Annotated in this window: 12 protein-coding genes; 5 read left to right on the top strand and 7 right to left on the bottom strand. The window is 71.8% G+C overall.

Annotated features, from left to right (window positions below):
• Positions 1 to 18 precede the first annotated feature (18 nt).
• From JHN63_RS08920 to JHN63_RS08910, 3 genes are all read left to right on the top strand, one after another.
• Positions 19 to 579, top strand: coding sequence for a GNAT family N-acetyltransferase (locus tag JHN63_RS08920; protein WP_200678610.1), 561 nt, complete (start codon positions 19 to 21; stop codon positions 577 to 579).
• An 88-nt stretch (positions 580 to 667) separates the two neighbouring features.
• Entirely contained in the window at positions 668 to 1,639 is a 972-nt protein-coding gene (locus JHN63_RS08915) for an intradiol ring-cleavage dioxygenase (RefSeq protein ID WP_234476332.1), read from the top strand.
• A gap of 10 nt (positions 1,640 to 1,649) precedes the next feature.
• Positions 1,650 to 2,483, top strand: coding sequence for a triphosphoribosyl-dephospho-CoA synthase (locus JHN63_RS08910; protein ID WP_200678608.1), 834 nt, complete (start codon positions 1,650 to 1,652; stop codon positions 2,481 to 2,483).
• 139 nt (positions 2,484 to 2,622) lie between these two features.
• Here JHN63_RS08910 and JHN63_RS08905 read toward each other — a convergent pair whose 3' ends face one another.
• The 4 genes from JHN63_RS08905 to JHN63_RS08890 all read right to left on the bottom strand — a co-directional run bounded on the left by JHN63_RS08905 (position 2,623) and on the right by JHN63_RS08890 (position 8,598).
• Positions 2,623 to 3,849, bottom strand: coding sequence for an MFS transporter (locus tag JHN63_RS08905; RefSeq protein ID WP_200678606.1), 1,227 nt, complete (start codon positions 3,847 to 3,849; stop codon positions 2,623 to 2,625).
• A gap of 102 nt (positions 3,850 to 3,951) precedes the next feature.
• The gene (locus JHN63_RS08900; protein ID WP_200678604.1) at positions 3,952 to 5,319 is read right to left on the bottom strand and encodes a PLP-dependent aminotransferase family protein; all 1,368 of its coding nucleotides are present in this window, start codon (positions 5,317 to 5,319) and stop codon (positions 3,952 to 3,954) included.
• Positions 5,320 to 5,457: 138 nt separating this feature from the next.
• Positions 5,458 to 6,960, bottom strand: a complete 1,503-nt coding sequence (locus tag JHN63_RS08895; RefSeq protein ID WP_200678602.1) for an aminopeptidase P family protein — start codon at positions 6,958 to 6,960, stop codon at positions 5,458 to 5,460.
• Between the two features lie 93 nt (positions 6,961 to 7,053).
• On the bottom strand, positions 7,054 to 8,598 hold the full coding sequence (locus JHN63_RS08890; protein WP_200678659.1) for a PP2C family protein-serine/threonine phosphatase: 1,545 nt from the start codon (positions 8,596 to 8,598) through the stop codon (positions 7,054 to 7,056).
• A gap of 460 nt (positions 8,599 to 9,058) precedes the next feature.
• On the opposite strand from JHN63_RS08890, the gene JHN63_RS08885 reads away from it, so the two are divergent.
• Together JHN63_RS08885 and JHN63_RS08880 are read left to right on the top strand one after the other, a co-directional pair.
• Positions 9,059 to 9,724: a bifunctional DNA primase/polymerase gene (locus JHN63_RS08885; protein WP_200678600.1), complete on the top strand. Its 666-nt coding sequence runs from the start codon at positions 9,059 to 9,061 to the stop codon at positions 9,722 to 9,724.
• 95 nt (positions 9,725 to 9,819) lie between these two features.
• A complete protein-coding gene (locus JHN63_RS08880) occupies positions 9,820 to 10,440 on the top strand; it encodes a hypothetical protein (protein WP_307781854.1) in 621 nt (206 codons plus the stop codon).
• Between the two features lie 244 nt (positions 10,441 to 10,684).
• Here JHN63_RS08880 and JHN63_RS08875 read toward each other — a convergent pair whose 3' ends face one another.
• From JHN63_RS08875 to JHN63_RS08865, 3 genes are all read right to left on the bottom strand, one after another.
• On the bottom strand, positions 10,685 to 11,650 hold the full coding sequence (locus JHN63_RS08875; protein ID WP_200678596.1) for a DUF5926 family protein: 966 nt from the start codon (positions 11,648 to 11,650) through the stop codon (positions 10,685 to 10,687).
• A gap of 181 nt (positions 11,651 to 11,831) precedes the next feature.
• A complete protein-coding gene (locus JHN63_RS08870; RefSeq protein ID WP_200678594.1) occupies positions 11,832 to 12,407 on the bottom strand; it encodes an ATP-binding protein in 576 nt (191 codons plus the stop codon).
• A 230-nt stretch (positions 12,408 to 12,637) separates the two neighbouring features.
• A complete protein-coding gene (locus JHN63_RS08865) occupies positions 12,638 to 13,483 on the bottom strand; it encodes a glycerophosphodiester phosphodiesterase (RefSeq protein WP_200678592.1) in 846 nt (281 codons plus the stop codon).
• Between the last annotated feature and the right edge of the window lie 499 nt (positions 13,484 to 13,982).

Below are 13,982 nucleotides of genomic sequence, written 5' to 3'. Positions count from 1 at the left end.
CGGCGGCAGAATCCGCGCATGGACATCCGACCCGAACAACTGGCCGACGGTATGACGTTGCGGCTCGCCGAGCCGGCCGACGCCCCGGCCCTCGCCGCCGCCTTCGCCGAGAACCGGAGCCCCTGGGAGCCGTACCGCCCGGACGCCTTCTTCACCGCCGAAGGGCAGCGCGGGCGGCTGGCGGCGATGCTGCGGGAGTTCGGGGAGGGCCGGATCGTGCCGCTGCTCCTCGTCTCCGACGGGCGGGTCGCCGGGGCCTTCACGCTCGCCGGGGTCGTCCTCGGCTCCTTCCGCAGCGCCTCGCTCGGCTACTGGATCACCGCCGACTTCCAGGGGCGCGGTCTGGCCACCGCGGGGGTCGAGCGGGTGTGCCGGATCGCGCGGGAGACGATCGGGCTGCACCGGCTGGAGGCGGTCACGCTGCTCGACAACCTCGCCTCCCAACGCGTCCTGGAGAAGAGCGGGTTCGAGCCGATCGGCATGGCTCCGCGCTATACGCACGTCGGCGGGCAGTGGCGGGACCACCGGCTGTTCCAGCGGATCCTGCACGACGACGACCCGATGCCGGCCCGACCCTGACGACCCGACTTCAGCTTTCTGGGAATTCTTACCTTGCGCACAGCGCACGCTCACGCCCTTGACGGCGGCCCTCCCTAGCTTCGCGACCATGACGGGAAACCAGGGGAACCACGGGAACCACAGAGACAAAACGATCAGCCGGCGCCGCGCCCTCGCGGTGACCGGCGGGACGGTCGCCGCAGGCGGCCTGGTGGCGGCCGGATTCCAGTCGGCGTCCGCCGACACCGCGGACACCGCGGACACCGCGGACACCGCCGACACGACGGCCACGGCGACGTCGACCAGCGGCGAGTGCATGACGCTGATGACGAGCGTCACGGAGGGCCCCTACTACCTCGACGGCGCGCTGGTCCGCAAGGACATCACCGAGGGCAAGGCGGGCGTCCCGCTCACCCTGCGGCTGACCGTCGTGGACGCCACGGACGGCTGCACGCCGGTCTCCGGCGCGGCCGTGGAGATCTGGCACTGCGACGCCTGGGGCTACTACTCCGGCTACACCACCGCCAACCCCGGCGGCTCGGCCCCGGCGGAGAGCGAGGAGGGCGACAGTGCCAACGACCTGACCTATCTGCGCGGTTACCAGGTTGCCAACGCCAACGGGGTCGTCAAGTTCGAGACGATCTTCCCGGGCTGGTACACGCCCCGCACCTGCCACATCCACGTCAAGGTGCACACCGGCGGCGAGAAGGAGGACGGCACCTACGAGGGCGGCAAGGTCAACTACACCGGCCAGCTTTTTTTCGCCGACGACATCGCCGAGGAGATCTTCACCCTCGACCCGTACGCCAAGCACACGGGTTCGTACACGGTCCTCGCCGACGACATGGTCTACGACGGCGGAGGCGCCGCGAGCGGTCTGCTCACCCTCAAGGCCGTGCACAAGAAGGACCCGTCCAAGGGCTACAAGGGCTCCCTGACCCTCGGCGTCGACCCGGACGCGGAGGACACGGGCGGGGGCGGCGGCGGAGGCGGCACCCCGCCGAGCGACGCCCCCACGGGCGCCCCGCCCAGCGATGCGCCCAGTGACAGTGCCTCCCCTTCCGCCTCGGCCTCCTCTTAAGGTAAGGGACATGACAAGCCGCGAGGACGACGCGCTGGCGCGGGCCGCCGTGGCCGCGCTCACCGGTCAGCTGGCCCTGGCTCCCAAGCCGGGCCTGCCCGACCCGCGTGACCTGGACGCCCGCAGCACGCGCCGGGAGCACGACAGTCTGCGCTGGTCGGCCAAGGCGCTGGCGCCCGGCCTCGCGGCGATGGCCGCCGCCGCCCGCCGTGCCGGCGAAGCCACGCCGGCGCTGCGGGCGGAGCTGGGCGCGATCGGCCGGTGCACCGAGCACTCGGTCGGCCTGGCCGGAGGCGGCCACAAGGGCGCCCTGTGGGCCCTCGGCTTCCTGGTCGCCGCGGCCGCCCTGGACCCCGGCGCCAAGGCCCGCGAGATCGCCGTGAGCACACGGAAGATCACCGCGTTCAACGACAAGGGCGCCTCCAGGCGCCCCTCCCGGGGTTCGTCGATCTCCGTCAAGTACGGCGCGGCCGGCGCCCGGGGCGAGGCCAGGGCCGGATTCCCGCACGTACGCAGGGCGTTGGACGCCCTCGACACGGCCCGCCAGGCAGGTGCCACCGAGACCCAGGCCCGCCTGGACGCCCTCCTCACGGTCATGTCCACCCTCCAGGACACCGAACTCCTGCACACCGCGGGCCCGTTGGGCCTGCGCCAGGTCCAGGCGGGCGCCCGAGGCATCCTGGAGGCGGGCGGCACGGCGACACCGGCGGGCGCGGAGGCCCTGACTGCCTTCGACGCCGACCTGCACACGCGCGCGTGGAGCCCCCGCGGAAGTGCGGGGCTCCTGGCGGGCGCGTTGTTCTTGGACTCGTTGCCGGTGGGTTCTTTGGCGCGGGTGGCTTGAGCGGGTTGGGTGCGGTGGGTTCTTTGGCGCGAGTGGCCTGACCGGGTCGGGTGCGGTGGGTTCATCGGCGCCGGTGGCCTGATCGGATCGGCGCCGGTGCGACTGACCTGCGCGGGCGGCCTGGTGGGACCCGTGCCGGTCAACCCGCCAACACCCGCTGCCTGACGGTCACTTCACCCGTGCCGGAGGCCCTCCGCACCGCCGGCCCCATCGCGTACGACGCCACCACCGTCGCCCCGCCCAGCAGCAGCCAGCCCGGTGTCCCCCACTCCAGGAGGAGGGACGTCAGCACCAGCGGACCCATCGTCCTGGCCACCGTGACGCCTGTCCCGAAGAAGCCCTGGTACTCGCCCACCCGGTCAACAGGCGCCAGATCGAAGGAGAGTTGCCAGGAACCCGCCGACTGCCCCATCTCGGCGGCCACTTGGAGCACCGCCCCGACCACCAGCGCGCCCACGGCCACCCACGGAGACACGCCTGCCGAGAGCGCGAACACCGCACAGGCCGCCAGCATGATCCAGCCCGACCGCCGCACCGCGCGCGTGGCCGACGCGAGCCCCGTGATCCCGCGGGCCATGCGCACCTGGAAGACCATCACCGCCCCGGTGTTGAGCACGAACAGCGCGGAGACCAGCCAGGTCGGCGCGTGGGTCCGCTCCGCGATCCACAGCGGCAGCCCGAGGCTGAGCAACGGCATCCGCAGCAGCAGCACGGTGTTGAGCAGCGTGACGACGACGTACGGCCGGTCCCGCAGCACACCGAGGCCACCCGCTTTCCGCACCCGGCCGGCTCGTACCGACGGCAGCCGCAGCAGCAGCCCCGCACACACCAGGAAGCTGACCGCGTCCAGCGCGAACACCCCGAGGTACGCCGACCGCGTCCCCGCCCGCAGCGCCAGCCCGCCGAGACCCGCGCCCACCGCGAGACCGGCGTTCAGCGTCGACTGGAGGTGCGCCAGCAGCCCGGTCCGCTCCCCGGCGGACACCAGCCCCGCCAGCAGCGCCTGCCGGGCCGCCGCGAGCCCCGACTGCGCGGCGGCGTAGGCACACGCGGCGATCACGAACGGCACGAATCCCCGGACGACGAGGAAGGACGCCACCGCGCACCCCGTCGCCAGCGCCAGCAGCACCGCCGTACCGCGCGGCCCGCGCCGATCGGCCAGCCGCCCCAACGGCACCCCCACCAGCGAACCGACGGCCCACGCGAGCGTGAGCCCGAGACCCACGCGCGCGGGGGCGAGCCCGACGACGTGGGTGAAGTACAGCGCCGAGGTCACGTAGTAGGCGCCGTCGCCGACGGAGTTGGTCAACTGGGCCAGCGCGAGGGTGCGTTGGGGGCCCGCGGGTGGGACGAGCGAGTTCGTCATGGCTACGACGATAGGGCGGGTTTGGGCCCCTCAAGAGACCCAATCGGTCACCGTTTCAGTGGTCCAATTCGCACCACGCGCCCAGCCCCTGCCCCAGGCCTCTCACGCCCCCTCCAGCACCCGCCCCAACACCTCCAAGGCCTCCGGATACACCCGCTCCCGAGGCGTCCCGTACCCCACGACCAACCCCTGGAGCCGCCCCTCGCCAGGCGCGTGCCAGTGCTCCCCGAGGCGGCCGACCGCGAGCCCCTCCTCCTCGGCCCGCGCCAGGACGGCCTCCTCGTCGGCGACCTCCACCAGCGCGTGCAGCCCGGCCGCGATCCCGCGCACGCTGCTGCGCGCCCCCAGCCGGCCGAGCAGTTGGTCGCGGCGGCGCCGGTACCGCAGCCGGCACGCGCGCACGTGCCGGTCGTAGGCATGGCTGTCGATCAGTTCGGCGAGCGCCAACTGGCCGATGGTCTCGGTGTGGTGGTCGCTGTGCAGCTTGGCGTCGGCGACCGCGTCGACGAGGTGCGGCGGCAGCACCATCCAGCCGAGCCGCAGCGCGGGCCCGAGCGTCTTGGAGGCGGTCCCCAGGTACGCGACCTGTCCCGGCGCCATCCCCTGGAGGGCGCCCACCGGCTGCCGGTCGTAGCGGAACTCCCCGTCGTAGTCGTCCTCGACGATCAGTGCCCCACGCGCGCGTGCCCAGTCGGTGAGCGCCCGTCTGCGTTCCGGGTGCAGGGTGACGCCGGTCGGGTACTGGTGGGCCGGTGTCACCACCACGGCCGCCGCGTCCCCCAGGTCCTCGGCGCAGGCGCCCCGTTCATCCACCCGTACGGGCACCACGCGCCCGCCGTTGTGCCGCACCACCTCCCGGTGGAACGGCAGCCCGGGGTCCTCCATGGCCACGCGGGAACCGTCCAGCACGCGCGTGAGGAGCGCGAGTCCCTGCACATACCCGGACGTGATCACGATCCGCTCCGGGGGCGCGATCACCCCGCGCGCCCGCCCCAGGTACCCCGACAGCGCGGTGCGCAGCTCGATACGGCCGCGCGGATCGCCGTAGTCGTACGCCAAGGAGGGTGCCGTCGCGATGGCGCGGCGCAGTGAGCGCAGCCAGGCCGCCGCCGGGAACGCACCGACGTCCGGGCTGCCGGGCCGTAGGTCGAAACGGGGTACACGCGTGCGTGCCGCCGCGTCCGGTGCCTCCGCGTCGACGGAGGGCAGCAGCGCGACCTGGGTGCCCGAGCCCTGGCGCGCGGTCAGATAGCCCTCGGCGACGAGCTGGTCGTAGGCCGCCTTCGCGGTGCCCCGGGAGACGCCGAGTTCGGTGGCGAGGCGGCGGGTGGCGGGGAGCCGGGTCCCGGGGGCGAGCCGGCCGTCCCGCACGGCGTCCCGCAGCGCGCGTTCGAGACCGACCCGGCGGCCGCCCTCCGGGTCGGGTTCCAGATGCAGGTCGACCCCGACACCGGACCAGAAGTCGTTCATGAAAAAGCCCTCCCCCTAGGCGCGTTCACGAAAAAAGCCCTCCCCCAGGCACACGATCGGCAGCTGTCCGGCACACGAATGGCCGGGCACCGCACGTGCCCGGCCATCAGTCTTGTATCAGCTACCGGCTGTCGACGGTCAGCCCTTCAGGGACGCCATCCAGCTCTCGACCTCGGCCGAGGCCCGGGGCAGGCCGGCGGAGAGGTTCCGGTTGCCGTTCTCGGTGACCAGGATGTCGTCCTCGATGCGGACGCCGATGCCGCGGTACTCCTCGGGGACGGTGAGATCGTCCGCCTGGAAGTACAGGCCGGGCTCCACCGTGAGGACCATGCCGGGCTCCAACGTGCCCTCCACATACGTCTCGGTCCGCGCGGCGGCGCAGTCGTGGACGTCCATGCCGAGCATGTGACCCGTGCCGTGCAGCGTCCACCGGCGCTGGAGGCCCAGCTCCAGGACGCGCTCCACGGGACCCTCGACCAGGCCCCACTCGACGACCTTCTCGGCCAGCACGCGCTGCGCCGCGTCGTGGAAGTCGCGGTACTTGCCGCCCGGCTGCACCGCCGCGATACCGGCCTCCTGGGCCTCGTACACGGCGTCGTAGACCTGCTTCTGGATCTCGGTGAAGCGGCCGTTGATCGGCAGCGTGCGGGTGACGTCGGCGGTGTACAGGGTGTACGTCTCGACGCCGGCGTCCAGGAGGAGCAGGTCGCCGGAGCGGACCGGGCCGTCGTTGCGCACCCAGTGCAAGGTGCACGCGTGCGGGCCTGCCGCGCAGATCGAGCTGTAGCCGATGTCGTTGCCCTCCACGCGCGCGCGGAGGAAGAACGTGCCCTCGATGTAGCGCTCGGTGGTCGCCTCGGGCTTGTCGAGGACCTTCACCACGTCCTCGAAGCCGCGGACCGTCGAGTCGACGGCCTTCTGCAGCTCGCCGATCTCGAACTCGTCCTTGACCAGGCGGGCTTCGGAGAGGAAGACGCGCAGTTCCTCGTCGCGCTCGGCGGTGACCTTGTCGGTCAGCGCGGCCTGGATGCCGGCGTCGTAGCCGCGCACGACCCGGACCGGGCCGGTGGCCTCGCGCAGCGCCTCGGGCAGTTCGCGGACGTCCGAGGCGGGGATGCCGTAGAGCTTCTCGGCCTCGGTGAGGGAGTGGCGGCGGCCGACCCACAGCTCGCCCTGGCCGGAGAGCCAGAACTCGCCGTTCTCGCGGTCGGAGCGCGGCAGGAGGTAGAGCGTCGCCTTGTGGCCCTCGGTGCCGGGCTCCAGGACGAGGACGCCGTCCTCGGTGAGGTTGCCCGTCAGGTACGCGTACTCGACCGACGCCCGGAAGGGGTACTCGGTGTCGTTCGAGCGGACCTTCAGGTTGCCCGCGGGGATCACCAGGCGCTCGCCCGGGAAGCGCGCGGAGAGCGCGGCACGGCGCCGCGCGGTGTGCTCGGCCTGCTCGACGGGCCGCAGATCGTGCAGCTCGGTGTCGGCCCAGCCGGACTTCATGCTCTCTGCCAACTCGTCGGAGACGCCCGGGTACAGGCCGTTCTTCCGCTTCTTGATCGGCTCTTCAGGCTGCTCAGACTCAGTCTCCGGGCCCGCTGCGGTAGCAGCAGGATCCGGTACAGCCGGGGTGAGCTCGTCGGCCACGGTCATCCTCCTAGATACGGCACTGGACCCCCTCCATCGTACGGTCGTACGGAAGGGGGCCCAGGGCCGTATGGCCTGTTACACATGGCTTCCTGGCGACTACTCGAAGCGAGCCGCCAGGAGGACGACGTCCTCGTCGCTGTCGGCCGTGTCGAGGCCGTCCGGCAGCACGGTCCGCAGCACGTGGTCGGCGATCGCGGCCGGGTCCTCGCGCAGTGCCTTGGGGACGCTCGCCGCCGCCGCGTGGAGACGGGCGAAGGCGCGGTCCATGGGGTCGCCGGTGCGGTGCAGCAGCCCGTCCGTGTAGAGCAGCACCGTCTCGCCGGGCTCGGCCTCCAGCTCCACGCTCGGCGCCTCCCAGCAGGCCAGCATGCCGAGCGGCGCGGACACGGAGGTCTCCACGAACTCGGTGCGCCGCTCCCCGACCAGGAGCGGCGGGCTGTGACCCGCCCCCGCCAGGGTGATCTTGCGCAGCGCGGGCTCGCAGTAGGCGAACAGCGCGGTGGCCGAGCGGGCGGGTTCGGTGAGCCGCAGGAGGAGTTCGAGGTCGGACAGGACCGCGACCGGGTCCTCGCCCTCCATCACCGCGTACGCCCGCAGGGACGCCCGGAGCCGGCCCATCGCGGCGATCGCGCTCGGGCCGGACCCGGTCACCGAGCCGACCGCGAGGCCGAGCGCGGCATCGGGCAGCGGCAGCGCGTCGTACCAGTCGCCGCCGCCGCGCGGACCCGTGCGGTGCAGCGCGGCGAGCTGCACACCGGCCACGCGGGGGAGCCGGGACGGCAGCAGCTCCTCGGCGATGGTCGTCATGCACGCGCGCGTGCGCTCGACCTCGAGGACCCGGGCCAGGTGCTCGGTGGCGTACCGCGCGTACAGCCCGACCAGATGGCGCTGCCGCTCGACCGGCTCGGCGGGCTCGTCGTAGAGCCACACGGCGGCGCCCAGCCGCCCGGCCGCGTCGGTCGCCAGGGGCAGCGCGTAACTGGCCGCGTAGCCCAGGCGTACGGCGACCTCGCGGTGGCGCGGGTCGAGGCCGTCCTCGGCGAACAGGTCGGGGTGGACGATCTCGCCGCCCTCGCCCCCGGGAGCGCCGTCGAGAATCTGGCCGTACGACATCGCCCCGCGCGGGACGGTCTCGATGTGGCCGAGGTCGGCGCGGGCCAGGCCCAGGCCGATGGTGGTGTCGGGGCCCAGGCCGTCGCCGGGTTCCAGGACGACGAGTCCGCGGCGGGCGCCCACCAGGGCGGCTCCGGCGCGCAGCAGCTCCTGGAGCGCCTCGGCGAGTGCGTCCGTGCGTGCCAGCCGCTCCGTGAGTTCATGGAGGGTCGTGAGATCGGACACCCAGCCGGCGAGCCGGTCCTGGAGCAGGGCACCTGGCGCGTTCTGGACGGTATCCGGCGGGTTCTGGGTGTTCGAGGAGGGGCTTGGAGGGGTACCGGTGGCGGCAGGCGCGGGCGCGACAGTGTGTGCGGGCGAGGGAACCGTTGAATCGATTCCAGCCACTTTCGAAGGATGCGGGGCGGTCATGGCGTCCGGCTTTCCGACCGGTGCGTATTGCTCAAAAGCATCGCAAACCCCCATGTCATTCTGCGCCGCTGGCAGTGTCTCCACATGTACACGCACTCGTGAGGGGATGTCCAGCATTGTCCTGCTGGGATTCCTGGTGTCCATGGGTTTGGCGGGGGTATTTCGCTCTCCTCTTGCGGATTGGCAAAGTTGGCCTAAAACTGCATCAGGGGACGGTCCATTGAGGTCGACTGGGTTTGCTCGACGGAGCGTCACAGCGGTCGTGATGGGTACGTACTCGGAGAAGGCCAGGGGTGGCTGGGGGCCACCCGGAACCTGGTGAGGGACCCGGGCGTCTTAACCACCGACGATCGTGACCCATCCTCCCGTGGCGGAGGCGGAGAGAACTACGCGGGACGGCAAAACGCCAGACTTCGCCACCCCCACGCCAGGCCCACGCTTTTCTTGCACGCACGGGTTCCCCTTGCCGAAGGCAGGGGTGTGATGCGCCAACAGGTACGCACAGTGAAGTGATCGACACATGGTGTGATGTGGTCCTCGGTGTTGCCAGCGGTGCAACGGAAAGGAACGAGCGCTCATGCGCGAGATCCTCGGAAAGCGACGCAGGCTCCTGTCCAGGCGAGACAACAGGAGGTCTGAGATGCTCAGCGCGGCCCTGACCTTCGCGACAGAATGGCAATGGCCCGTACTCCCGGGCGTGGCACCGGACCCTCAGGGCCGGGCCCGCTGTGGCTGTCCGGACCCTGAGTGCACGGTGCCCGGTGCCCACCCCTTCGATCCCGGCCTCCTCGCGGCCACCACCGACGCCCGCATGGTGCGCTGGTGGTGGGGCAACCGCCCCACCGCGCCGATCGTCCTCGCCACCGGCGACAAGGCTCCCTGCGCGGTCAGCCTGCCCGCACCCGCGGCCGCCCGGGCCCTGGCCGCGCTCGACCGCCAGGGCATGCGCCTGGGCCCGGTCGTCGCCGCGCCCACCCGCTGGTCGCTGCTCGTCAAGCCGTACTCCCTGGAGCAGTTGGGCGAGCTGCTCTACGCCAAGGACCACGTCCCCGGCTCGCTCCGCTTCCACGGCGAGGGCGGCTATCTCGCCCTGCCCCCCTCCGAGACCGGCCAGGGCCGGATCCGCTGGGAGCGCGCACCACTGCCCGGCTCGGCCACGCCCTGGGTGCCCGACGTCGAGGCCGTGGTGGACGCCGTGGTCGAGGCCCTCACTCGTACGGGTGTGAGCGCGCCCGAGTTGTAAGGGTGTCGGGCGTGCGTGGAACGTGGCGCCCGTAGTTGGTCGTTATCTTCCGCTACATGCGCCGTCATTCCGGGGGACGACCCCCAGACCCCCGAATGGTTCGTCTGCTCGCCCTCGCGGGCGTCGCGGTGTGCGCGGTCGCGCTGCCGCTGGCCGTGGCGTCCGCGGGACCCGTACGCGACGAGGGTCACGCGGTCGTACGGTCCCTGGTGCGGTCCTCCGGCTCCCTCGGCTCGGCCGGCTCCTCCGACGCGGCGGGCCGCTCGGGCCGCTCAGCTTCGTCCGACGCCTCCGACGACCACAAGGACAAGGCGCCGTCCGTCGCGCCCTCGCCCGTCCGCTCCCCGCCGACGCTCGGCCTGGGACTGGCGACGGCCGCGCGCTGCGGGCCCGAACTCTCCTCCCCCGACGGCATCGAGGCGCAGACCTGTGTCATGACGCAGGGTGAGGACACCTGGGCGCGCACCTACTACCGCAACGCGACCGGCGACGGCCTGGACGCGGTGCTGAGCCTCATGGGGCCGGCGGACCGCACCGTGCAGATGCACTGCGTCGTGGAGGCCGAGGACGAGCCCGCGCTGTGCGAGACACCCCGCGAGCGGACCCAGGGCGAGCCGGGGGCCTACACGGCCGTCGCGGAGTTCGCCGGGCGGGGTGGGAGCGGGCCGCTGTTGCTGCGCTCGGGGAGCAACTCCTCGGCGCCTACGGCGAGTTGACGGACGGCGTCGTTCCGTAAACGGGAGCCGGGCAAGCAAAGACCCGGTTGCTGGCGACGGGGGATGCACCAGCAACCGGGCTACTCGAACGGTAACAAGAGATCGGCGGTTCGCAAATTCGATCTCGGCTATTCGGACACCGACTTCCCTTTCACAACGGGGAGTTGCGACAGGAGTCACCGGAGTGAACAGGCTTGTTGCGGCTGAACGGTCGTTCAGTCGAACCCCTGGCCCATTCCGGGTGTCAGCTCAGCGTGACCTGCCGGTTGGTGAGGCCGCCGCGCGCGCGGCGCTCGTCCGCGGTGAGCGGTGTCTCCGTGGCCAGCGCGGCGGTGAGGCGCTCGGCGAACTCGGCGGCCGGCTTCTCGATGTCGTCCGCGCCGAGCCCGCTCGGCAGGTCCCAGACGGGCACGGTGAGACCGTGAGCACGGAAGGACCCCACGAGACGGGTGCCCTCACCGAGACCCGACCGGCCCGCCGCGTGCAGCCGCGCGAGTCCGTCCAGAAGCTGCTCCTCCGGGTACGGCATGACCCAGCGCAGATGGTTCTTGTCGGGCGTCTCGCACCAGTAGGCGGCATCGACGCCCTGGAGCTTCACGGTCGGGATGGCGGCGGCGTTGGCGCGCTCCAGGGAGGCGGCCACCTCCGGCGCCGCGTTCTCCGCCTCCGGGACCCAGAATTCGAAGCCCGGGTGCACAACTGGCTCGAACGCGCCTTCCGGGTCGAGCAGATCCTGGAGTCGCGGACCGTCGGCCGGGGCGCGGCGGGCCTGCACCGGAGTGCCCGGATCGGCGACCAGCGCGCGCTGGAGGGTGTCGGCGAGGTCGCGGCTGATGTCGCCGGACGCCGTGTCGTTCTGCAGGCCGAGCAGCACCGAGCCGTCGTCCCGGCGCAGGGCCGGCCAGGCCATCGGCAGCACCGTGGCGAGCGTGACCGACGGGACGCCTTCGGGGAGGCCGCCCTTCAGGGGCAGTGCGACCGTGGCCGCGGGCACCAGCTCGCGCAGCGCCACCCAGTCGCCCTCGCCGGGCAGCCCCTCGAAGGGGCGCTGCACCAGCTCGGTCACCGCGTGGGCGGCCGCGCGGCCGTGGCAGGCCTTGTAGCGGCGGCCGCTGCCGCAGGGGCAGGGCTCGCGGGCACCGACCACCGGGACCTCTGTGTCGCTGAGCTGCGGCCGCTTGGCCGTGGTCTGGGGTCGCTTCTTGGCCATCGTGGGTGTCTCCCGGTTACGGCTCGTCTCGTACGGGCGGGAGCCTAGCCGTTCACGCCATGACCGACGGGAGCCTGTGGACAACCCGGCGGTGCGGGAACCGTGGTGGACGGCCTGTGGACAACCCGGTGGGACGGACAACCCGGCGCGTGCGGACAGGCGCGTCGGCCCGGAGCGCGCGTCAGTCCAGGTCGTCGAACGCGTCCGCGAACTCCCGCCGGGGGGCCGCGGACACCGTAGGAGAAGTGACGCGCGTAGCGAAGTCGTGGCGTGGGTGCCCGGCGTCCGGGTCGTCGGCGCCCTCGCCGCCGTCCTGGCCGTCGTCGTCCTGTACGACGACCCACACCGTGATCCCGCCCCGGTTCTCGTCCCGTACGCCCCAGTCGTCGGCCAGCGCGCTGATGATGTTCAGCCCGCGTCCGCCGTGGGCCGTCACCGACGGGGTGGCCGGAGCCGGGCGGGTCGGGCCGCCGCCGTCCGTCACCTCGACCGTGAGCCGGCCGCCGGTGTCCACGCGCCAGGCGCACCGGACGTCGCCGTCACCGGCCAGGGCGTCGCCCAGGGGCCTGCCGTGCTTGCACGCGTTGCTCAGCAGTTCGGAGAGGATCAGTACGGCATCGTCGATGACCGCTTCCGACACACCGCCCGTACGCAACTGGTCGCGCATGCGATGTCTTGCTTCCCCTACGCCCGCAGGGCCATGGGACACGGCCATGCTCGACGACGTGGGCACCTCCTGTGCCACCACCAACGCCACCCCCGAGACCTCCTTCGCCCCACGCCACGGTGTGGATGCCCCATTGGCCTGTACCGGAAACCGGCCAATCCACGTTCAGTGACGCATTCACAACGATCGAACACGGACCGAACGCGCCGGAGCACTCCCTGTAATCGGGTGGCCGGTTTTCGACGGTGTGGCCGGGTTCGGAGGATGGTGCAGGTGAGGTGCCCGGGTCAAGGGGTGTTTGGCGGTCTTTATGAGGTTCTTTAATGTTTCCCGTCGAGCTGGCTCAGAACGGCCCCCGGCCGGTTGGTGATGATGGCGTCAATGCCCAGGTCAACGCAGAGATCGACGTCCTCGGGCTCGTTGACGGTCCAGACATGCACCTGATGACCGGCGTTTTTCAGCCGCTCGATATACGCAGGGTGATTGCGGACGATCCGGATCGAGGGCCCTGCGATCCGGACACCGGCCGGAAGTCGACCGTCCCTCAGGCGCGGCGAGAGGAACTGCAACAGGTAGACGGTCGGCAGCGTCGGGGAGGCCGCCCGCACCCGGTGCAGCGAGCGCGCCGAGAAGCTCATGACCCGTACCGGGGAGTCGGCGGCGGTGGCCGGGGCATCCAGCCCGAAGCGCTTCAGGAGCACTAGCAGCCGTTCCTCGACCTGCCCCGCCCAGCGCGTCGGGTGCTTCGTCTCGATCGCCAGCTCCACCCGCCGGCCCGCGTCCGCGACGAGTTCGAGCAGCCGCTCCAGGGTGAGTACGGAGGTGTCCGCCCGGTCCTCCGGGAGGTGCTCCCAGTCCGGCTCCTCGTCCCGTGTCTTCCAGGAGTCGCGGGAGAGGTCGCGGCCCTTCCAGGACCCGAAGTCGAGCGCGGCCAGATCGGCGAGCTCCAGCGCAGAGACCGCCCCGCGGCCGTTCGACGTCCGGTTGACCCGGCGGTCGTGGACACAGACGAGATGACCGTCGGCGGTCAGCCGTACATCGCATTCGAGGGCGTCCGCACCGTCCTCGATCGCCTTCTTGTAGGCGGCCAGGGTGTGCTCGGGTGCCTCTTCGGAGGCTCCGCGGTGGGCGACGACTTGGATCCGGTGCTGCCGTGCGTGGGTCACCGCGTCATGGTGCCACCGCGACGGGGAAGGCGTGGAACCGAAGGGCGGTGGACGGGCGGCCGAGGCACGCGGAGAGTATGTCTTTTTAGCCCGTCAAGCCCTGTATCGCCCATCAAATCCCTTATAAAGGTTCGCCATGAACCCACAGGCACCGCTTATGGTGCTCTGACGGCCGGTGGGAAAAGCTGACGGCATACAAAAGCACATGCACAGCTGTTTCGCGCCGGACCGATCGACAAGCGTGAAGAGTGTGACCGCATGCTTCCGAGAACAACAGCCGTGGACCGAGGAGAAGAGCTGTGAGCACCGAGAACGAGGGCACTGAGGTACCCCCGGCCCCGTCTGCACCTCCTGTGCCGGTGGAATCTCCCGCAGCTTCCCCGCAGGCGGCCGCGCCCGAAGGGGGCGCCCCTACGACGCAGCTCCCGCCGGTGCCTCCGGGCGCCCCGCAGGACACGCTGCACGCCGGCCCCGCGCCGGCGTGCAGCGTGTCCTGCGG

Origin of the sequence: Streptomyces sp. MBT65, assembly GCF_016612545.1 — a bacterium.
Taxonomy (GTDB): domain Bacteria; phylum Actinomycetota; class Actinomycetes; order Streptomycetales; family Streptomycetaceae; genus Streptomyces.
Note: the sequence above shows the minus strand (reverse complement) of the source record. Positions and strands in the feature narration are given on the sequence as shown.

Bases quoted from the DNA above. Each gene is read 5' to 3' on its own strand.
- JHN63_RS08920 (WP_200678610.1), top strand. From the start codon at position 19: ATGGACATCCGACCCGAACAACTGGCCGACGGTATGACGTTGCGGCTC.
- JHN63_RS08915 (WP_234476332.1), top strand. From the start codon at position 668: ATGACGGGAAACCAGGGGAACCACGGGAACCACAGAGACAAAACGATC.
- JHN63_RS08885 (WP_200678600.1), top strand. From the start codon at position 9,059: ATGCGCGAGATCCTCGGAAAGCGACGCAGGCTCCTGTCCAGGCGAGAC.
- JHN63_RS08875 (WP_200678596.1), bottom strand. From the start codon at position 11,650: ATGGCCAAGAAGCGACCCCAGACCACGGCCAAGCGGCCGCAGCTCAGC.
- JHN63_RS08890 (WP_200678659.1), bottom strand. From the start codon at position 8,598: ATGCTGGACATCCCCTCACGAGTGCGTGTACATGTGGAGACACTGCCA.
- JHN63_RS08910 (WP_200678608.1), top strand. From the start codon at position 1,650: ATGACAAGCCGCGAGGACGACGCGCTGGCGCGGGCCGCCGTGGCCGCG.
- JHN63_RS08905 (WP_200678606.1), bottom strand. From the start codon at position 3,849: ATGACGAACTCGCTCGTCCCACCCGCGGGCCCCCAACGCACCCTCGCG.
- JHN63_RS08895 (WP_200678602.1), bottom strand. From the start codon at position 6,960: ATGACCGTGGCCGACGAGCTCACCCCGGCTGTACCGGATCCTGCTGCT.
- JHN63_RS08900 (WP_200678604.1), bottom strand. From the start codon at position 5,319: ATGAACGACTTCTGGTCCGGTGTCGGGGTCGACCTGCATCTGGAACCC.
- JHN63_RS08880 (WP_307781854.1), top strand. From the start codon at position 9,820: ATGGTTCGTCTGCTCGCCCTCGCGGGCGTCGCGGTGTGCGCGGTCGCG.